The organism is Nostoc sp. FACHB-110, from assembly GCF_014697425.1.
In the GTDB taxonomy this organism is placed as follows: Bacteria; Cyanobacteriota; Cyanobacteriia; order Cyanobacteriales; family Nostocaceae; genus Nostoc_B.
This window is the reverse complement of the sequence record NZ_JACJRU010000002.1, coordinates 305,377-325,621: the sequence shown is the minus strand read 5'-3', so window position 1 is coordinate 325,621 and position 20,245 is coordinate 305,377. Positions and strand designations below refer to the sequence as shown.

Here is a 20,245-nt window from a genome sequence, read left to right as displayed (position 1 = left end):
CTCAACCGAAGTCTGATTTCAGACAAAGACTTCGGTTAGATAAAACCCCCTAGCTTGACTATGTAATTGAAAATTTTAGGATAATTCTATGCCAGTCACATACGCAACTGTGCCAAGTCCGACAGGTGCAACTTTTGAGAGTACCTTACAAGGTTTACGCAACTATGATCCAGTCTCTTTTGTTGCCGAGCTTGTAGATACTTATGGCGATATTGTACGTTTACCTTTTGGGACTCAAGATATTTATTTGCTAAATCATCCTGACTTTATTCACGATGTATTCGTAAATAAATCTAGCTATTTTGCTAAACGCAAAGATACAAATGCAGAAGGAAATTACTTACATCAAATCAGTGGGATATTACCACTATTTGAGGGTCAATTAGGTACTACCTATGCCCCAATTATGGTTGATGCTGCCTTACATACACGTAATCGTTGGGAAGCTATTTACCAAGAACATGGCCATTTGAGAGTAGATATTTATAAGGAAGTGATGCGGATTACGCTGGAGATTGTGTTTCAGACACTGTTTCAAGCGGATGTGCAAGCTGAAGCGGGACAAATTGTGGATGCAATTCTCACAATGGATGTTGGCTACGGCTTTGACCCCATTGCGGCATTGATCAATGACTTAGTACCTACTACACCAGTGTTTTTGACACCAAAAGCAGAGGCCGCCCGTTCCTATATGTTGAAATTGATGTTGGAACTGGTACAGACTCAGCGTGCTAATTCAGGTGATTCGCGGTCTTTGTTGTCTTGGTTGTTAAAACAACAAGTTAATGGTCAAGCTATTAGTGATGAACAAGTCGCTAATCAGGCATTGACAATCATGTTTTCCATGCATGAGGTGACGGCCACAACTTTGTCGTGGGCATGGTATTTACTCTCACAATATCCTGAGGTTGATGCACGGTTACACACCGAGCTAACAAGGGTGTTAAATGGACGTACACCTAGCTTTGAAGATTTGCCCAACCTTCCTTACACAGAGATGGTACTTAAAGAAGTACGAAGGCTGTATCCTTCTGTATGGAGTGTGGGACGTTTTGTTCGGGATGATGTGTCGTTTGGTGATTATCGCGTCCCATCTGGTTCAATTTTACTGTTTAGCCAAAGAATAATGCACCGCGATCGCCGTTACTTTCCCGAGCCTGATCGTTTTGATCCAATGCGCTGGACAAAAGAAGCAGAAGGCGCTCGCCCAGAATATTCTTATTTTCCTTTTAGTGCTGGCCCTCGACAATGCGCTGGTCGAGACTTTGCGCCCACAAAAGACGCACTAGTATTGGCAACCCTAGCACAGCAGTGGCAAGCGCGACTAGTGCCTGATCAACATCTTGAACCATATCCTCAAAAGTCGTTTACACCTCGCTACGGCATTCAAATGACATTACATCCTCGATAAAAATATTAATCTTAAATGGCTGGGTTGGCGTTGCACAAATTTTTTGTACCAAATACTTGAATTGTGAGTACTGCTTTTCAGCCATTTCACAAAAACTCTTTTGGATATGTAGCGATCGCCATACACATTTATTCAGTAATTAAAAGTTTAACTTTGATGTTAAATCATCTTATATAGCGTTTCTTAATTTGCTGATTTACTAAGAACATCGCTCATAGAATTGGGCAAAACTCAGTGTGCCTCTGCCGCTTTCCTCAGCGTTACTCTGCGTTTTAAATATTGATTTTGTACCTCACTTAAAGTGAGAATTTATATATTCACATCTTGCACCTAGCCCCAGCGAATGGAATTCGCGGCTATACAAACGAAGTCCGCCTACGCGGACTAACGCAATATCAAGGGTTTGGAACCCGCGCAGGCGGGTTTTGTCTGTGTAGCTGCGACTTCAGTCGCTTGGTGCAAGATATGTGTATACTGTTTTTTTGTTTAATTAAATACATTCTTGAACAAGAGTTTAATTCTAATATTTACCCGGAATTAATTAACAAAATTACCATAAAAATAGCTTTCTGATTATGTGGAAATTTTCTTTATTGGCTTTAAATTGCGTACAAATATTGTTATTGAGTGCTTGCCGTTATACCTCTTATCATGACACATCTGCACAAGCAGCAATCCAAATTACCGAAACACCTGTAGCTGTCAATTCATCGGAAGTTACACTACCTCCAGCATATTTAATTTCACCAATTAAGGTGTTGCAAAGCGATCAATATTCTGAAGGAATTGTTTTAGACAGTGCAGGCAATCTCTACTTTTCTCAAACTAAAGCTGGGACAATTACAGTTATTACTCCTGAAGGCTTGACTAAAATCTGGGCGAAAGTTCCTGGTGCTAACGGTCACAAAATTATGCGCGATCGCACTCATATTGTAGCTGCTAAAAATTCTATAGTAAAACTCGATGCTAACGGCAAACTCTTGAAGGTTATCGCCAGAGATTTTAATGGTCAACCCTTGGTATATCCCAACGACATAACTATTGATTCACCCACAGGCAGTTTTTATTTCACAGACTCTGGTAGCTCCAATCCACAAACGCCAAACGGCGCAATTTACTATGTAGATTCCGCCGGAAAAATCAACTTAGTTGTGAGTGGATTAGCTTTTGCTAATGGGATTGTCTTGAGTCCCAATCACCAAAGGTTGTTTGTCAGTGAAAGCAATAAAAATCAAGTTTTAGTTTATGACATATTATCACCAGGAAAAGTAGGCGCACAGAAAGTATTTGCTCAACTACCTACGAAAGAGAAAGAGCAAATCGACAACAAACCCGATGGCATTTGCCTCGATGCAAAGGGCAACCTTTATGTTGCTCACTATGGTATGGGTCAAGTGCAGGTTCTTAATCCAGAAGGGAAGTTAATCCGCCGATATGCAACTGGTAATCTCACTACTAGCAATTGTGCTTTTGCAGGTACAAAGCTCGACCAACTATTTGTGACTGGCGGGATAAATACAGAAGATGGTTCCGGGGGGATATTTCGTTTAGATATTGGCACTTTAGGATTAGATATCCGTCCCCAGTAGAACCGAAAAAATACAAACTTCCGTCAAAATTTTCACCATTGTTTTTATGGCTGTGTTTTGCAAAATTGAGGATAGCGAATTGCAAAAGTTACTCAATTATCACCGTGGCTTTGAATTTTTAAGTAGCCAGCAACTCCAGTCTAACCTCTTTCCCCACTTTTAATTTAGCTACTAGGGAGAAAACACTAACCGTAAAATTAACATAAAAAATTCCCAGGAGTGATCTATGAATTTGCAAAATAAAGTTGTGATTATCACTGGAGCTAGTGGTGGAATCGGTGAAGCAGTGGCTAAGGAATTAGATACAGCAGGCATGAATTTAGTACTGACTGCGCGATCGCAAGATAAACTTGAAAATATCGCTGCTCAACTACAAAATGCCAAAGTCGTACCTGGTGAAATCACTAACCCTGAACTACCACAAAAATTAGTGGATATTGCCATTCAAACCTTTGGTCAACTTGACGTAGTTTTTAATAATGCAGGTGTGATGACTGTAGGGGCAATTGAAACTGTTGATATCGAAGCAATTTGTCAGATGGTTCGCGTCAATGTTGAATCTGCTTATAGAGTAGCTTACACAGCATTAAAATACTTTAAACAATCTGGCAGTGGATTTTTAATCAATACTTCGAGTATTGCTGGGCTAAAAACCACCCCACAAATAGCAGCTTACTGCGGTACTAAATTTGCCATTGAAGCCTTTACAGATTCTCTCAGAGTTGAACTGGCAGGAACTGATATTCGTGTCTCTAGCATTGCTCCTGGGACTGTAGATACTGGCTTATACGAGAAATGGGATGAAGAGCAAAAAAATTTCATCTATTCTGGTGGTGTACTGCAATCAGAAGACATTGCTCGTTGCGTTCGTTTCATCTTAGAACAACCAGGTAATGTTCTGATCCCCAGGCTTTTGGTTGTTCCCGCAGCTGAACCAGTATAAAGCTCTGGTGATTACGTTTTAATTTACACCTTACAAATATCCAAAGGATACAATCATGAGTACAGAAAAAAGAGTTGCCGTAATTACCGGAAGCTATAAAGGGCTTGGTTTTGAAATTGCTAAAAAATTAGCTAATTTCGATAATATCCAAGTGATTATCACTGGTCGTGACACAGCCAAAGGATTAGAAGCTCGGGAAAAGTTAGCCCAACAAGGTCAAGAAGTAGATTACATACCTCTTGATGTCACAGATAATCAAAGCGTTGAAGAGTTTGTAGTTGCATTACGCAAACAGTATGGCAGAGCAGATATTTTAGTGAATAACGCTGGCGTTAACCCTGGAAGAGAGCCTGAAGAAAGTAGTTTGTTGACTGCTAAATTAGATACAGTTCTCTCAACATTTCATGTAAATACCCTTGGCCCTTTACGTGTCTCTCAAGCTCTGATTCCACTCATGAAAGAGCATAATTATGGGCGTATTGTAAATGTGTCCACTGAGATGGCATCACTAAATTTTATTAGTGATGATTTTTATCCTCTTGCGCCCTCCTATCGGCTATCAAAAATTGCTTTAAATGGACTAGCCGCTTTATTAGCCAAGGAGTTAAAAGGCACAAATATTTTAGTCAATAGCTATTCTCCTGGATGGATGAAAACAGATATTGGCGGAGAACACGCACCTTTAACAGCAGAAGAAGGCGCAGAAACAGCAGTTTATTTAGCTACACTACCAGATGGTGGTTCTCAAGGTGGCTTTTTTGCAGAAATCAGAAAATTTGGCGGGCCATTTCCTTTACCTTGGTAATATAGGAATTCGGTTTGATTTCCACATCTAGTTGTGTAGTCAAGGAGTGGGGAGTGGGGAGTAGGAAAGAAGCCTTTTGTGGAAGGATACTGATTTTTTATCAAATCCAATATTAGTCCTATGGTTACTTGCAATCAAGCATGAGTGGTATCAGATTTGAGAATTTTAGTTGTATCCTTAGGCTTGCATTTTTACCAACAAAGTCTGCTTTGGCAGGCTTTGTTGATTTTATAGATGAATTTTAAAACAATTAATTTATTAATGCTTGATATTGTTTTAAACAAAAATTATCAACTATGGACTTTAACATAAATATTTTTATGGAATCCAACCTATTTTTCCAATGGATAAGAATTCAGTTAATAAAAACGTATCAGCTTTATATTCTGAATCTTCAGAGTGGGAATTAAAAATAGCGAATTTAGTTGGGTTTGAAGAACACAAACCTATTATTGAAATACCAGATTTAGAAGATGATATTTCTTTAGATTCAACAGTTTTTACAGCAAAAGAAACTGAGATTCAGCAACCACACTCATCTAACATATTTGTTAAGTTAAGTTTGGTGGGAACGGCTATTTTAGCGACAGTTACTTTATCGTCTATTTATTTCTTTTTGTTGGCAAATAATAGTAGTCAAAGTGCCAGCAGTAATATTGGATTAAATAGGCGATCGCAATTAAATAATACATCCAATTCTCAAGATTTAGAAGCAGAAATAGAAACTCTCAAAACGAAATTATCTCTGACCGAACAAGCACAAGAAATAGAAAGCACACAACAAAAATCCCAAAATCAAAAATCAAAGTCGCCTCAGATTATATCTACTCCTAATTTAACAATCTCAGATAATTATCAAAAACTGCAAACTAGACCACCATCTAGACATAAAGTTTCTCATTTGAGGATAGCTATAATTAAAACACTACCTCAAAGTTTGCCAACAACAACGGTAAAACCAAATACTCAACCTAGCGTTAATCTAACTCCTTCACCCACACCAGACCCAATTACAGAATGGATGAGATTAGCTAAATTAGGTAGTTATGGACAGGTAGATTTTCCCATCAAAAATACTCAGGTAGTACAAGCTATACCAAACTATCAATCTCAGCAAAGTCAATCACCAGCAACTGCGATAGTCAACCAAAGACAATTATCAAAACCAAAATTTGTAGCGGTGGGGACTAGTGCTAAAGCCGTATTAGCCACAGCTGTATTTGGTGAAACTACTCAAGCAAAAATTAACAAAAATCAAGACAGCAATAAAAATTTATTTGTTGTACAACTGAAAGAACCGTTGAAATCTGTAGATGGTGAAATTGCTTTACCCGCTAACACACAATTGTTAACTGAAATTTCTTCGATTTCTCAACAAGGTTTACTCAAGTTAGATATAGTCAACGTTATTTTAGAAAATAATCACACTCTCATACAAAAAAGCTTACCGCGAAATGCTGTAATCATCCGCGCTCCCCACGGTAAACCTTTAATAGCAAACAGATTCTCCAATCAAGCGTCTGCCATTACTGGAATAGACGTAGGACAATTTGTTTTAGGGGCTGCGGGTAAAGCAGGGGAATTATCTAATCGTGCTGATTCTCAAATTACGATTGTTCGTAATGACACCCAATATACCAGCGACAACTCTAGAGGGAACATATTAGCAGGGTTATTAGAAGGTGGAATTAGCAATGTCTCGCCCCAAATTTCGCAACGTAATCAACAGGCTATCTCACAAATTAATCGGCAACGCAGCAATATTTGGTTTTTACAAGCAGGTAAAGAAGTTGAAATATATGTAAATCAACTTATGCAATTTTAGCTTGTGACTCCTAAATAAGGAAAATTTTTATTTTATAAATAACCTCTAAAAAAAGTCACCTTGCTGCCAAATATTCACCCTTGTAGTGAGGTTTTAGTTTCTTTAAACTTACTTATAAAGACTTCATAATAAGTCACATACATTCCAAAATAAGAATCTAGTGACCCTCAAAATATTGAATCAATATGATACCTAGATCCCTGGGTGGAAAAAAAATTGCAATTCTTGTAGAAAGTGAATTCATCCCTGAAGAAATTGAAGCATATCAAAAGCGTTTCTCAGAACTCAAAGCAACAGTACATCTGATGTCTAGACTCTGGAATCAGCCCAGTGTTCGCTTTTTCAGTGATGAAGATACAGGCAACACACCTCGAACAATAGACGTAGACATTGATTTTCAAAACGTAGATGTTAACGACTATGCAGCTGTGATTATGTCTGCTAACTACACTAGTGTACGTTTGCGTTATTTTGAGCCACCAACAGGTCAGCCAATTAGTGCTGAACAAGTTCGTAGTTCACCGGCTGTACAGTTTTATGCCCAAGCTATGGCAAATCCGCGAATTATTAAAGGCGCACTTTGTCACGGCCTATGGATATTGACACCTATGCCTGAGTTACTCAAAGGACGACAAGTTATCTGTCATGAAGTTGTCCTCGCAGATATTATCAATGCTGGTGCAATTTATACAACATCACATACAGGTGTTGTTGTCGATGGCGACTTGGTGACTGGTCGCTCAAAACATGAGGTTGAACCATTTATTGATGCGATTACTGAACAAATTCAGCAGTTATCTATTGCTACAAATCGTTTTTCAGGTAGACGAACTCTGCCTGTTTCCCGATTGAAAGTCGCAAGTTAGTTATCTCAAAACAAGTTCATGACTAGGAGAAAATCTGGTGAAGAAAATTCTCGTGATTTTATCGGAATATGGTTATTGGGGCGAAGAACTGGTAGGCCCTTTAGAAACTTTCGATGCTGCGGGATATCAGGTGGATTTTGCCACTCCAACAGGAAAAAGACCTGTAGCCCTTCCTCCCAGCACAGACCCTACTTATATTGACCCACCTCTAGGACGGACGGTTGTATCGCAAGAGATGGCGGAAAAAGTCAAGCGGTTGGATGATCCAAAAAATCCCCGACTAGATAATCCCATTATTCTGTCACAATGGTTGCCCGATCGCCCCTACTGGAGTGCTGAAAAATTTCTCCGGGAAATGGAAGCATACAACAATGCACTCGACGATATACAGCAGGATTTAGAACAATACGATGCTTTATTGATTGTGGGTGGTAGTGGCCCCATTGTTGATTTAGTCAACAACCATCGCGTTCACGACTTGATTCTCAGCTTTTACAAACAAGGTAAAGCGATCGCCGCAGAATGCTATGGTGTAACTTGCCTCGCCTTTGCGCGCGATTTAATTGAACGTAAAAGTATTATTTGGGGTAAGCACGTCACAGGCCATTGCAAAGAATACGATTACAAAGACGGTACAGGATTTGTCGGTAGTGACCTCAATATGGGGCCACCTCCCTATCCTCTAGAGTATATTCTCAAAGATGCTACAGGCCCCGATGGTGGCTATCACGGTAATTTTGGCAGAGAAATCTCCGTAATTGTCGATTATCCGTTTGTCACAGGTCGTTCTACCGCAGACTCTTACACAACTGGTCAGAAATTAGTAGAAGTTCTCGATAAAGGACTAAGGCGGTACGGATGGTAAGTTTGACCAAACAGAACAGCAACAAAGCTGTGGTCGCTGACAGAAATGGTCGCTTTGCCATCATCGAACAACTTCTAGCTGATGGAATCGACTATATGTTTGGCAACCCTGGAACCGTGGAACAGGGCTTCTTAGATGCGTTAAAAGACTATTATCCAGAATTTAAATATATCTTTGCACTGCAAGAAACAATCGCAGTGGGCGCAGGCGATGGCTATGCTCGCGCTACCAAAAAGCCGACTATCGTACAACTTCATAGTGGTGTTGGTTTAGGCAATGGCATAGGTATGATTTACCAAGCTATGCGCGGTCATGCACCATTGGTAGTGCTAGCTGGCGAAGCTGGTGTCAGATATGATGCGATGGATGCTCAAATGGCAGCAGATTTGGTCAGTATGGCCAAGCCTGTGACTAAATGGGCGACTAGAGTAATTGATCCTACTTCTTTGCTGCGTGTTTTGCGTCGAGCCATCAAAATAGCCGCGACACCACCGATGGGGCCAGTATTCGTCTCTCTACCGATGGATATTCTGGATGCTCCTAACGATGAAGAGGTTATTCCGACTTCGATTCCCATAACCAGGGTTTCCCCAGAAGCCAATGAATTAGCCACAGCCGCAAATTTATTGGCAGCAGCTGAACATCCTTTGATTATTATGGGTGATGGGGTAGCTTTTGCAGATGCTCAGGCTGAATTGACAGAGGTAGCTGAAACTATTGGCGCACAAGTCTGGGGTTCTGACTCATCAGAAGCCAATATGAGTGCTACCCATCCTCTATTCGGTGGGTTGTTGGGTCACATGTTTGGCGATGATAGCCGCCGTGTGACTTCGCAAGCAGACGTAATCTTGATTACTGGAACCTACGTTTTTCCCGAGGTATTTCCTGCGTTGTCTGGTGTTTTTGCACCCTCAGCAAAAGTCATTCACATTGATTTGAATACCTATGAAATAGCGAAGAATTTCCCGGTGGATTTGGGGTTGCTGGGCGATCCGAAAATTACTCTGAGCAAATTAAGCACTGTCCTCCAGTCAACGATGACAGATGCACAAAAGCAAGCAGCCACCGCAAGAGCGACGAAAATAGCTGAGGGTAAAAAACGAGAATTGACGGCGCAACTTGCAGCTGACAAAGCAGTACGAGATGCAGTCCCTCTGCACATGACTCGATTTGCCGAGGAATTAGCTGCTTATTTGCCAGCAGACGCGATTATTTTTGATGAAGCCATTACCAATTCTCCTGAACTTTGTCGGTATATCCCACCAATCAAACTCGGACAGTATTTTCAAACACGCGGCGGTTCGTTGGGTGTAGGTATTCCAGGTGCGATCGGGATTAAGTTGGCTCATCCTGATAAAACTGTGGTTGCTTTTACGGGTGATGGCGGTAGTATGTATACTATCCAAGCTCTTTGGACTGCTGCTCACCACAACATAGATGCCAAATTTGTGATCTGTAATAATCACAGTTATCAAATTCTGAAGCTCAACATTTTGCACTATTGGCGCGAGCAGGAAATCCCAGAACACGATTATCCAGCTTCTTTCCATCTGTGCAATCCCGAGATTAACTTTGCCGAGTTAGCAAAGTCTTTGGGAGTAGAAGCGGTGCGAGTCGAGACACCAGACCAGATTGCACCAGCTATTCAAAAAGCATTGAATCACAATGGCCCGTTTTTAATTGATTTAGTACTGACAAACGAAATTGTCGGTACAAAAATTGGTGTCAAGTGTGGTCAATAGTAGGTGGAAATTTTGACTGATTCACAAGGAGAAAAATCATGACCGTAGCGAATTTAGCACCTTTGACAGCTTCAGAAATTAAGCAGCTAGCAGCAGAGTGGTATTTAAAATTAGATGTTCACGCGCCGCTAGAAGAGTATATTCCTTTTCTGGCAGAACAAGGGCTAGAAATGCGCTTTCCTGAAGCTACAGTTTACGGTTTTGAAGGATTTCAAGGTTGGTACGATCGCGTCATTCGGATTTTCTTTGATGAAGTTCATACCTTAAAGCAAGTTAACGTTCAGCCTTCCGGCTCAGGAGATGAAGCAACTGTGCAAGTGATTGTGAAATGGGAAGCAAGCGTGTGGAATCCTCCAGCCGCGAAAAGCGATCGCATTGTTTTAGATGCTTATCAAACTTGGATAGTCAAGCGATCGGCCAATACTGGTAAACCAGTTATTGCTACCTATATTGTTGATTCCCTAAGTTACTACGAAGGATCTGCTCGTCTTTAAAATTGCAGACATCTTCACAGCAATTCTGTTTGCGAGTGCAGATAATTACAACAACACAATCATCTGTAATTATTAGCACTCCTTACTCATCAGTTCCATCGTAATTACAGGAGAGAAAAAAATGACAGTTTCTACAATTTCACCTGGACGGCAATTTTTTGATAAACATATAGAAACTATTTCTGCTGGCAAAATCGACGAAATGGTTGATAGAGATTATGCGGAAGATGCTGTATTAATTACCTTTTTTAACGGTTTTGAAAATACACCTGCACCCATCACAGTTACAGGAAAGGAAAATATCAAAACCTTCTTTCACGATTATCTCAGAACAATAGAATATATTGATATTAAATCTTTAGATTTTACAGAAGCCGAAGATGCTATTTTCTTCCAAGCTCAATTCACCTGTAAACTTGGCTTGGTTTCAGTTGGAGATGCTTGGACTTTGCGTAATGGACAAATTGCTTATCACTTTGGTTTTTGGGTTTCTTAAAGTAGCGCGAATTTCTGGTGATATTTCTGCTTTGTAGTTAGCAACTAACTTTAAATATCAAACATAGAAGTTAGTGCTAACTATAAATTTATTGAGCCTTCATACCCTAAATCGAGGACGAATATGAGTACACCCATAGAACAATTAGTCGTATCTCCTATCAGCAAGCTTTATAAAGAACATATCGGTTTTATTAAAGCCAAAAATGTTGATGGTTTGTTAAATCAATATGCTGATGATGCTCTACTCATTAGTACCTTAACCGAAGACCGTCAACCACTTTATGTGCAAGGTCGCCAAGCACTCAAAGAATTTTTTGAAAGCCGGATTTTTGGTTTAGAAGATTTTGAAATTCGGCTTAACCAGTGGGCGGAAACTGAAAACACATTGATGATGGTAGAAGAACTCACAACTACAAGTAAGACTGGTGAAGTCGGTAGTGTGGAGTTTTATGATAACTGGTTTTTACAAAATGGCAAAATTGCGATTCACTTTGCTGGTGTAATTCAATACCCTGATAAAACTTATGTCAATAATGGCACAGCAAAAACTGAGCCACCCGCATCACCATTAGGCAAGTTTTATAAAGAGCATATCGGCTTTATTAAAGCCAAAAATGTTGATGGTTTACTTAATCAATATACAGAAGATGTGTTGTTGATTAGTACCTTGACCGAAAACCGCAAACCACTTTATGTGCGCGGCCGTCAAGCACTCAGAGAGTTTTTTGAAAGTCGCATCTTTAGCTTAGAAGATTTTGAGGTCAAACTTGACCAGTGGGCGGAGACTGAGAACACGCTGATGATAGTTGAAAGCTTAAAAACCAGAACTATCAATGGTGATGTAGGCGAAGTCAGTTTTTATGATAACTGGGTACTGCGCGATCGCAAAATTGCTGTTCACTTTGCTGGTGTAGTTCAGTATCCCGATGGCTCATACGCCTAATTCAATTTACTTTTTTAGTCAGGACTAAAGTAATGACTTTGCTCAAAGTTTCTCAAATGGCAATTAGTTGCAAAGATCCAATAGCAACTGAAAAATTCTACACAAAATATTTCGGCTTTAAACGCGCGCGAGTTGCACCCATTGGTAACAATGAACAAATTGTTTTTCTCAAATTGGGTGATATGTATCTTGAACTTTTTCAAGCCAAAGGAAATACTCCGGTTCCTTTAGCTACAGATGACGGGCCTACTTATCCAGCTTGGAGACATTTTGGTTTTCAGGTTGATGATGTTGATGCTAAATTAGCGGAAATAGGCCAAGATGCCAAAGTAACTTTAGGGCCACTCAACTTTGACAGCTTTATCCCTGGATGGCGGACAGTTTGGGTATCCGATCCAGATGGCAATATCATTGAAATTAGCCAAGGATACGTTGATCAAGATAATCCACCACCACTAGAAAATAATTGAGAGTAATCTGATGAGGGGTGATACGCCCTCATCAGATTACCCTTGTAGAAACGCAAAATTTCGCGTCTCTATCAACCAATTTGTAGAGGAAAATTTCTGAGCCAAAAAATGATGCAAGTTATCACAAATTGGAAAAAATTAAATTGGCTTGAATATGGTGCAGAGTTAGTAGGAACTGCTTTTAATATCTTAGTTGGATTTAGTATTATCACCTTCAATTTTGGCAAGGGCTTGCCAATGGAGCATCTGATTCCGGCAGTCAGTCCACGGTTATTAATTAATGGGTTAGTTTTTGCTGGCAGTGGTGCATTAATTAGTATTTCTCCATTAGGAAAACTCAGTGGTTCACACCTTAACCCTTGCCTATCTTTGGCATTTTGGTTACAAGGTAAAATGCATAAGCAAGATTTAGTGGGATATATTTTAGCTCAATTTATTGGTGCAATTGTTGGCGCATTTTTAGCATTGTTTTTCTGGAGAAACTATTTAATTAGCGTTAATTATTGCATCACTTCACCAGGAAATGGCTATCCCTTGTGGTATGTATTTCTGACTGAAGTTTTTATGACATTTATGTTAGTGCTGTCTATATTTATTTTTTTAAGCCATCGGCAACTTTTACGCTGGACACCTGTGATGGTGTGGCTTTTAGTGGCAACTATGGTTTGGTTAGGCGCGCCTATTTCCGGTACTAGTTTAAATACAGCACGCAGTATTGGGCCAGCTTTTGTAGCGTGGTCTTGGCAAAATCAATGGGTTTATTGCCTAGCATCTCCCCTCGGTGCATTAATCGCTGTGGGAGTTTTTCAACTCATATCTATGGGTGAACGCGAAGTTTTAACAGGCAAACTTTTTCATGTTCCTAATTATCGTTGTATTTTTAAGAACGTTAAAGTACCACATTTGCCCAAGCATTAATAGTTATACAAATAGGCAAAAATAAGGAGCGGAGTTAAGAAGTAAAAAGTAAAAAGCAAAGAAATAAAAGTTTGAAAGATTTTTGCGTTAGTTCAGTTAAGAGAATAGTAGGTTGGGTGTAGCGATAGCGTAACCCAACAAAGTATGCGCGAATGTTGGGTTCCGTTTCTTCACCCAACCTACACCAGTCTAATACCAATTTAAGAAAAGAATGCGACAGATAGAAATCAGGAAATTCTTACTGGAGCTAGATTTCTTAATTGCGTTAGCGAGCCTGCGATAGCGATAGCGCAGCGTTAGCGAATCTTTGAGCGTCGGAACGAGCGTCCCGTCATTGTGAATTGCGAATTGCGAATTGGTATAAGTTGTTGCCTTAACTGAACTGTATTGCTTTTTAACCTTGTCTTGTTTGGTCACAAAGAAATATGAGTTTGAGAAATTTTTGTCTTAGTTCTCACTTATATCCAACACTCTAGAAGGAAAGAATCATGAAGAAACTAGAAGGTAAAGTAGCTTTAGTCACTGGTAGTAGCGGGGGAATTGGTCAAGCTATTGCTATATATTTAGCTGAACAAGGTGCAGATGTGGTGATTGACTACCGCTCTCATCCAGAAGGAGCGCAAGAAACTCTATCAAAGGTAGAAGCGGTTGGTAGTAGAGGCATAACTGTGAAAGCAGATTTGAGTGTCATTAGTGACATTCGTCAACTTATAGACCAAAGTATTGAATATTTTGGTAAGTTAGACATTCTTGTCAATAATGCTGGTATTGATGGGCGTAATGCTGATTTTTGGAATATCACTGAAGCTGATTATGATGCAGTTATTGATCTCAACTTAAAAGGCACATTTTTTGCTACACAAGCGATCGCACAACATTTAATCGCAACTAAAAGAACTGGCAAAATCATTAATATTAGCTCTACCCATGAGGAGATGGCGTTTCCTCATTTTACTGCCTATTGTGCGAGCAAAGGCGGTGTCAAAATGATGATGCGTAATCTGGCAGTTGAGCTTGGGCCTTTAGGAATTACAATTAATAACGTCGCTCCTGGAGCTATTGAGACACCAATAAATAGTAAGCTGTTAAATGACCCAGAGAAATTAGGGGCGTTGTTAAAAAATATTCCCTTGGGTCGCTTAGGCAAACCAGAAGATATTGCACCTATAGTTGGCTTTTTAGCTTCAGCCGATGCTGATTATATTACAGGCGCAACTTTTTATGTAGATGGGGGATTGAGTCGGAACTATCATGAACAATAGATGATTTATTTTGGCTCTGTTGTTCTATCGTTTTTGCAAATCTGGAGTTGAATTAATTAGCCGAGAAGGTGAAATTTTTCCAGTCTATATAAAGTAGCAGTAAGTAAGTCGGTGCAATAAAACCAAACTGTGTGAAGAAAAGTAAATAATGCTCAAACTCTTTCTCCCCCTGCTCCCTGCCCCCTGCCCCCTGCCTTATCCCAACATTGATTATTTACGCCGACCTACTTAGTGCTGGGCGAGTGAATAGCAACAGAACATTTTTAAGTTTTGCATTCATCCAAAATCGGAAACGCTATGACTCAAGAAGAAGCAAGATTAGCCGCAGACCGCGATCGCACTGCATACTGGAAACGATGGGGTTCTTATCTGAGCGAAAGACAGTGGGGAACAGTGCGCGAAGATTACAGTCCCGACGGAACCGCTTGGGATTTCTTTCCCCACGATCATGCGCGTTCCCGCGCCTATCGTTGGGGTGAAGATGGCATTGCGGGAATTTCTGATAATCATCAAAGGTTATGTTTTGCGATCGCTCTTTGGAATGGTGAAGATACAATTCTCAAAGAACGACTTTTTGGCTTGACAGGGAATGAAGGTAATCACGGGGAAGATGTTAAAGAATATTACTTCTACCTCGATAACACCCCTACTCATTCCTACATGAAATATCTTTATAAATATCCCCAAGCGGCTTTTCCTTATACTCAGTTAGTAGAAGAAAATCGCCGCAGAAATCGCTACAGTCCAGAGTTTGAATTAATTAACACAGGTATATTTGATCAAGACCGCTATTTTGATGTCTTTGTGGAATATGCCAAAGCCACGCCCGAAGACATATTAATTGAAATCAATATCATTAATCGCGGCCCAGAAACAAAAACTCTACATTTATTACCAACTCTTTGGTTTCGTAACACCTGGTCTTGGAGTGGTGAGTTAGTAGAAAAACCTTGGTTAAAAATTAGTCAATCTAACTCTGACCTCAGCACCATCGAAGCCTATCATCCTACTTTAGACACTCGATGGTTGTATTGTCAGGGAACGCCAGAATTACTATTTACAGAAAACGAAACAAATAATCAAAAATTATTTGGCGTGAGTAATGCGTCACCCTATGTTAAAGATGGCATTGATAATTATGTAGTGAATGGGCAAAAAACTGCTATTAATCCCAGTCGAATTGGTACTAAATTTGCCGCTCGTTACGAATTACAAATTGGGGCAGGCGAAACTCAAACAATTAGATTGCGCTTAAGTGACGTACAAAATTTAGTTGCCCCATTTGGAAATGAATTTGATACTATTTATCAACAACGTCAGCAAGAAGCGGATGAATTTTATCAGCGAATTTGTCCATTTCCCATATTAGAAGATAGACGAAATGTGCAACGCCAAGCTTTTGCCGGGATGTTGTGGAGCAAACAGTTTTATTACTATGTTGCTGAACAATGGTTAAAAGGTGATCCGGCTGGGCCGCCACCACCAGCATCAAGGCTCAATGGCAGAAATCATGAATGGTTTCATTTATTTAGCGATGATGTAATTTCCATGCCCGATAAATGGGAATATCCTTGGTTTGCAGCTTGGGATTTAGCTTTTCATGTCATTCCACTGTCGATGATTGACCCAGATTTTGCCAAGCTGCAACTAAGCCGTTTGACCAGAGAATGGTATATGCATCCTAATGGTCAGTTACCTGCTTATGAATGGGCTTTTGGTGATGTCAATCCGCCTGTTCATGCTTGGGCTACGTGGCAAGTTTATCAGATTGAGAAAAAAATCTATGGTCGTGGAGATCAGAAATTTTTAGAAAGTGTTTTTCAGAAGTTATTATTAAACTTTACTTGGTGGGTTAACCGGAAAGATTTTGAAGGCAAAAATATCTTTCAGGGTGGCTTTTTAGGCATGGATAATATCGGTGTATTTGACCGGAGCGTACAATTACCAACTGGTGGCTATTTGCAACAAGCAGATGGTACAAGTTGGATGGCAATGTATTGTTTAAATATGCTGACTATTGCCCTAGAATTAGCTCAGGAAAACTCTACCTATGAAGACATCGCCAGCAAATTTTTTGAGCATTTTTTATACATTGCTGATGCGATGAATGGTGTTGGTGATACAGAAATATCCTTGTGGGATGAAATTGATGGCTTTTATTACGACGCACTACATTTACCAGATAATCATCAATTCCCGATGAAAGTGCGATCGCTAGTTGGGCTAATTCCCCTATGTGCTGTCAGCATTTTAGAATCAAAGGCTTTAGAGCGACTCCCAGGCTTTAAGCAAAGAACGCAATGGTTTCTCAAAAATCGCCCAGACTTAACCCGCAATATTGCTTGTATGCAGAAACAAGGCGTGGGGGAACGTCGGCTATTAGCGATCGCCCATCCAGAAAAACTCCGCCGTATCTTAGAAAAAATGTTAGATACAACGGAATTTTTTAGTCCCTATGGTATTCGCTCTGTTTCTAAAGTTCATGCTTCCCATCCTTACATTTTAAAAGTAGATGGTCAGGAATATCGAGTTGATTACGAACCTGCTGAATCTACTACCGCGATGTTTGGTGGTAATTCTAATTGGCGCGGGCCAATTTGGTTTCCCATTAATTATTTACTCCTAGAATCATTACAAAAGTTTTATCACTACTTTGGCGATGATTTTAAAGTAGAATGTCCCACAGGTTCTGGTCAAATGATGACACTCAAAGAAGTGTCAATTGAATTATCTCAAAGACTAATTGCCATTTTTCTCACAGATGATGCTACTAAAAGACCTTTTTATGGTGGCGTAGACAAATTCCAAACTGACCCAAATTGGCGCGACTTAATTCTATTTCATGAATATTTTCATGGAGACAATGGTGCTGGAATTGGCGCTAGTCATCAAACTGGCTGGACAGGTTTAATTGCCAAATTAATTCAACAATGTGCAGAACAAGTGTTGTCAGAATAATTTCCACATTTGGCAATTAAATTTATAGTAGTAATCAAAAACACAGCAAGAGAGTTTTAGTTTATCTGTAGAAAAATCAAAAGCTCTCTTTTTTACTCTTTTAGGGCATGACAAACTATTATAATATATTTTAATTTTCCCAGCTATTAATTCACTATCATCATCAAAATAATACAAACTCTATCCAAAAATTTCACCCTACTAACATTTTCAAAAAAATATTACAATTTATTTATACAATTCACTTGACAGTCAATTAATTACCAGAATGAGTAACTCAAATTTTATCAGCTTATTCACGAATTTTTGACTCGGCAATTAATCAAAAATACTGATAAATATATAAGTCTGACTTGCAGATAAGTCGCAAGATTGTAGTCAAAAATTGCAGTTAATTTCAAACAAATTTAGCCATTCCTGAATTTTTCAAAGCATCCTAATGAACAACAATCAAGAATTTGTGATGGCTAAAAGTGTGCTACATAAACCACAAATTACTAGAAGGATAAAGAGCAATAATGACTGTAATTACAGATAGGCATCAGGTTGAACTAGCCATACAAGATTATCAATTAGAATCGGGATGTTCTCATCCTTTTGGTGCAGTTCCAGATAAAGATGGAGTAAATTTTTCTATCTTTTCCGAACACGCCACCTCTGTTGAACTTTTGTTATTTGATCGAGATGATTCCCCCCATCCCACAAAAATTATTCAATTAAACCCAAAGTTCCATAAAACCTTTCACTTTTGGCACGTTTATGTGAAAGGGCTAAAACCAGGCGCTCACTACGCTTATCGAGTGAATGGTAATTCTGACTTACATCGGGGAGGACACCGCTTTAATAAAAACAAAGTGCTACTCGATCCTTACGCTAGAGGAAACACCAACACTCTTTGGCAGCGCAATGATGCTTTGGGTCACAAAGACAATTTAACTACATCTATGCGGAGTGTAGTTATTGATATATCTAATTATGATTGGGAAGGCGATCGCCCCCTCAATCATCCCATGAGTGATACCATCATTTACGAGTTACACGTTGGCGGATTTACTAGATCATCTTCTTCCGGTTGCAAACATCCCGGCACTTTTTCGGCAATTATTGAAAAAATCCCCTATCTCAAAGAGTTAGGCATTACAGCTGTTGAACTGCTACCAATATTTGACTTTGACGAAAGAAATATTCTTCGAGAAGTCAACGGTAAACAACTCAAAGACTACTGGGGTTACAACCCACACAGTTACTTTGCACCAGAAGCTTCATATTGTGCTTTTCCTGATGTCGGCAATCATATTAGAGAATTTCGAGATTTAGTCAAAGCACTACACAAAGCCGGAATTGAAGTCATTTTGGATGTAGTTTTCAACCACACCGATGAAGGCAATCATGAAGGGCCCACCATCAGCTTCAAAGGTTTATTTAACAGTATTTTTTATCATCTAGTACCCTGGGATAAGCAATACTACATGGACTACTCAGGTTGTGGTAACACCGTTAACTGCAACCATCCAATAGTAGAAAAATTAATTGTAGATTGCCTAGAATTCTGGGTCAAAGAGATGCACGTCGATGGCTTTCGCTTTGATGAAGCTTCCATCTTATCTCGCAACCAAGACGGAGTACCAATGGTTCATCCGCCCGTAATTTGGCACATTGAAACCTCGGAAACTTTAGCTGATACCAAAATTATCGCTGAAGCTTGGGACGCAGGTGGACTTTATCAAATTGGTGAATTTCCCGGCTATCGCTGGGCAGAATGGAACGGACGGTTTCGAGATGACATCCGACGCTTTGTCAAAGGAGACCCAGGAATAGTGGGAGCAGTTGCTTGGCGGATTGCTGGTAGTGCTGACCTTTATCAATCTAGTAGACATTTACCAATTAACAGTATTAACTTTATTTGTTGCCATGATGGTTTTACCCTCAACGATTTAGTTTCTTACAACCACAAGCACAATGAAGCAAATGGCGAACATAATCGAGATGGCATCAACGACAATTTAAGTTGGAATTGTGGGTTTGAAGGCGAAACTGATAATCTCGAAATTGATGCCTTACGTCGCCGACAAATCAAAAATTTCGCTGCCATTCTCATGCTCTCTCAAGGTGTACCCATGCTTGTAGCAGGAGATGAAGTCAGACGCACTCAACAAGGTAATAACAACGCTTACTGTCAAGATAACGAAATTAGTTGGTTTGATTGGCATCTTTTAGAGAAGAATGCTGATATTTTCCGATTCTTCAAATTGATGATTAATTTCCGCAAATGCTATTGCCATTCTGCTTTACGCCGGAGTTATTTTTTCACAGGTGAAGTGAATGAACGAGGTTTAGCAGACATCGCTTGGCATGGTTGCAAATTGTTTAAACCAGGTTGGCACGACTCTCATGCCAGAGTTTTAGCTTTTACCCTTGGTGGTTTTCAAGGAGAAGCAGATATTCACGTCATGCTCAATATGTACTGGGAGGATCTCGATTTTGAAATCCCGCCTATCAAAGATAGACAATGGTTTAGAGTCGTAGATACTGCTCTTCCTTCGGGTATAGATATTGTGGAAGCTGGCGCAGAAACTTTAGTTTCTGGTCATGTTTATCCTGTTAGTGAGCGTAGCATTGTGGTTTTAATTTCTAAATAATTTCCGCTCCCAAATTT

The 20,245-nt window shown here is 39.7% G+C and carries 17 protein-coding genes; all 17 read left to right on the top strand.

Annotation, left to right across the window (positions count from 1 at the left end):
• The first annotated feature begins 88 nt into the window (after positions 1-88).
• The 17 genes from H6G69_RS03720 to glgX all read left to right on the top strand — a co-directional run bounded on the left by H6G69_RS03720 (position 89) and on the right by glgX (position 20,228).
• Positions 89-1,411, top strand: a complete 1,323-nt coding sequence (locus H6G69_RS03720; RefSeq protein ID WP_190681748.1) for a cytochrome P450 — start codon at positions 89-91, stop codon at positions 1,409-1,411.
• Between the two features lie 324 nt (positions 1,412-1,735).
• Positions 1,736-1,984 carry a hypothetical protein gene (locus H6G69_RS33625; RefSeq protein WP_206757634.1) on the top strand — a complete coding sequence of 83 codons (249 nt, stop codon included), beginning with the start codon at positions 1,736-1,738 and terminating at the stop codon, positions 1,982-1,984.
• 2 nt (positions 1,985-1,986) lie between these two features.
• On the top strand, positions 1,987-3,000 hold the full coding sequence (locus tag H6G69_RS03715) for an SMP-30/gluconolactonase/LRE family protein (protein WP_190681734.1): 1,014 nt from the start codon (positions 1,987-1,989) through the stop codon (positions 2,998-3,000).
• Positions 3,001-3,226: 226 nt separating this feature from the next.
• Entirely contained in the window at positions 3,227-3,943 is a 717-nt protein-coding gene (locus H6G69_RS03710; protein ID WP_190681732.1) for an SDR family oxidoreductase, read from the top strand.
• A gap of 55 nt (positions 3,944-3,998) precedes the next feature.
• The gene (locus tag H6G69_RS03705; RefSeq protein WP_190681729.1) at positions 3,999-4,748 is read left to right on the top strand and encodes an SDR family NAD(P)-dependent oxidoreductase; all 750 of its coding nucleotides are present in this window, start codon (positions 3,999-4,001) and stop codon (positions 4,746-4,748) included.
• 343 nt (positions 4,749-5,091) lie between these two features.
• On the top strand, positions 5,092-6,573 hold the full coding sequence (locus tag H6G69_RS03700) for a TrbI/VirB10 family protein (RefSeq protein ID WP_190681726.1): 1,482 nt from the start codon (positions 5,092-5,094) through the stop codon (positions 6,571-6,573).
• Positions 6,574-6,758: 185 nt separating this feature from the next.
• Entirely contained in the window at positions 6,759-7,439 is a 681-nt protein-coding gene (locus H6G69_RS03695) for a DJ-1/PfpI family protein (protein WP_190681723.1), read from the top strand.
• Positions 7,440-7,476: 37 nt separating this feature from the next.
• Positions 7,477-8,304 (top strand): type 1 glutamine amidotransferase domain-containing protein, encoded by an 828-nt coding sequence (locus H6G69_RS03690; RefSeq protein WP_313950119.1) that lies wholly within the window; start codon positions 7,477-7,479, stop codon positions 8,302-8,304.
• The gene (locus tag H6G69_RS03685) at positions 8,298-10,046 is read left to right on the top strand and encodes a thiamine pyrophosphate-binding protein (RefSeq protein ID WP_190681720.1); all 1,749 of its coding nucleotides are present in this window, start codon (positions 8,298-8,300) and stop codon (positions 10,044-10,046) included. The genes H6G69_RS03690 and H6G69_RS03685 overlap by 7 nt, the downstream gene beginning before the upstream one ends.
• A gap of 38 nt (positions 10,047-10,084) precedes the next feature.
• A complete protein-coding gene (locus H6G69_RS03680) occupies positions 10,085-10,540 on the top strand; it encodes a hypothetical protein (RefSeq protein ID WP_190681717.1) in 456 nt (151 codons plus the stop codon).
• 121 nt (positions 10,541-10,661) lie between these two features.
• Positions 10,662-11,036 (top strand): nuclear transport factor 2 family protein, encoded by a 375-nt coding sequence (locus H6G69_RS03675; protein WP_190681714.1) that lies wholly within the window; start codon positions 10,662-10,664, stop codon positions 11,034-11,036.
• Positions 11,037-11,159: 123 nt separating this feature from the next.
• Complete coding sequence (locus H6G69_RS33505) at positions 11,160-11,981, top strand: nuclear transport factor 2 family protein (RefSeq protein ID WP_199335709.1); 822 nt, start codon at positions 11,160-11,162, stop codon at positions 11,979-11,981.
• Positions 11,982-12,013: 32 nt separating this feature from the next.
• Positions 12,014-12,451, top strand: a complete 438-nt coding sequence (locus tag H6G69_RS03660; RefSeq protein WP_190681711.1) for a VOC family protein — start codon at positions 12,014-12,016, stop codon at positions 12,449-12,451.
• Positions 12,452-12,559: 108 nt separating this feature from the next.
• A complete protein-coding gene (locus tag H6G69_RS03655; protein WP_242071967.1) occupies positions 12,560-13,369 on the top strand; it encodes an MIP/aquaporin family protein in 810 nt (269 codons plus the stop codon).
• Positions 13,370-13,857: 488 nt separating this feature from the next.
• Positions 13,858-14,631, top strand: coding sequence for an SDR family NAD(P)-dependent oxidoreductase (locus H6G69_RS03650; RefSeq protein ID WP_190681708.1), 774 nt, complete (start codon positions 13,858-13,860; stop codon positions 14,629-14,631).
• Between the two features lie 297 nt (positions 14,632-14,928).
• The gene (locus tag H6G69_RS03645; RefSeq protein ID WP_190681705.1) at positions 14,929-17,589 is read left to right on the top strand and encodes an MGH1-like glycoside hydrolase domain-containing protein; all 2,661 of its coding nucleotides are present in this window, start codon (positions 14,929-14,931) and stop codon (positions 17,587-17,589) included.
• Positions 17,590-18,107: 518 nt separating this feature from the next.
• On the top strand, positions 18,108-20,228 hold the full coding sequence (gene glgX, locus H6G69_RS03640; protein ID WP_190681702.1) for a glycogen debranching protein GlgX: 2,121 nt from the start codon (positions 18,108-18,110) through the stop codon (positions 20,226-20,228).
• The last annotated feature ends 17 nt before the right edge of the window (positions 20,229-20,245 follow it).

What these genes read in the sequence shown, in the direction of transcription:
- H6G69_RS03720 (WP_190681748.1), top strand. Translation starts at nt 89, where the DNA reads ATGCCAGTCACATACGCAACTGTGCCAAGTCCGACAGGTGCAACTTTT.
- H6G69_RS03715 (WP_190681734.1), top strand. Translation starts at nt 1,987, where the DNA reads ATGTGGAAATTTTCTTTATTGGCTTTAAATTGCGTACAAATATTGTTA.
- H6G69_RS03710 (WP_190681732.1), top strand. Translation starts at nt 3,227, where the DNA reads ATGAATTTGCAAAATAAAGTTGTGATTATCACTGGAGCTAGTGGTGGA.
- H6G69_RS03705 (WP_190681729.1), top strand. Translation starts at nt 3,999, where the DNA reads ATGAGTACAGAAAAAAGAGTTGCCGTAATTACCGGAAGCTATAAAGGG.
- H6G69_RS03700 (WP_190681726.1), top strand. Translation starts at nt 5,092, where the DNA reads ATGGATAAGAATTCAGTTAATAAAAACGTATCAGCTTTATATTCTGAA.
- H6G69_RS03695 (WP_190681723.1), top strand. Translation starts at nt 6,759, where the DNA reads ATGATACCTAGATCCCTGGGTGGAAAAAAAATTGCAATTCTTGTAGAA.
- H6G69_RS03685 (WP_190681720.1), top strand. Translation starts at nt 8,298, where the DNA reads ATGGTAAGTTTGACCAAACAGAACAGCAACAAAGCTGTGGTCGCTGAC.
- H6G69_RS03680 (WP_190681717.1), top strand. Translation starts at nt 10,085, where the DNA reads ATGACCGTAGCGAATTTAGCACCTTTGACAGCTTCAGAAATTAAGCAG.
- H6G69_RS03675 (WP_190681714.1), top strand. Translation starts at nt 10,662, where the DNA reads ATGACAGTTTCTACAATTTCACCTGGACGGCAATTTTTTGATAAACAT.
- H6G69_RS33505 (WP_199335709.1), top strand. Translation starts at nt 11,160, where the DNA reads ATGAGTACACCCATAGAACAATTAGTCGTATCTCCTATCAGCAAGCTT.
- H6G69_RS03660 (WP_190681711.1), top strand. Translation starts at nt 12,014, where the DNA reads ATGACTTTGCTCAAAGTTTCTCAAATGGCAATTAGTTGCAAAGATCCA.
- H6G69_RS03655 (WP_242071967.1), top strand. Translation starts at nt 12,560, where the DNA reads ATGATGCAAGTTATCACAAATTGGAAAAAATTAAATTGGCTTGAATAT.
- H6G69_RS03650 (WP_190681708.1), top strand. Translation starts at nt 13,858, where the DNA reads ATGAAGAAACTAGAAGGTAAAGTAGCTTTAGTCACTGGTAGTAGCGGG.
- H6G69_RS03645 (WP_190681705.1), top strand. Translation starts at nt 14,929, where the DNA reads ATGACTCAAGAAGAAGCAAGATTAGCCGCAGACCGCGATCGCACTGCA.
- glgX (WP_190681702.1), top strand. Translation starts at nt 18,108, where the DNA reads ATGACTGTAATTACAGATAGGCATCAGGTTGAACTAGCCATACAAGAT.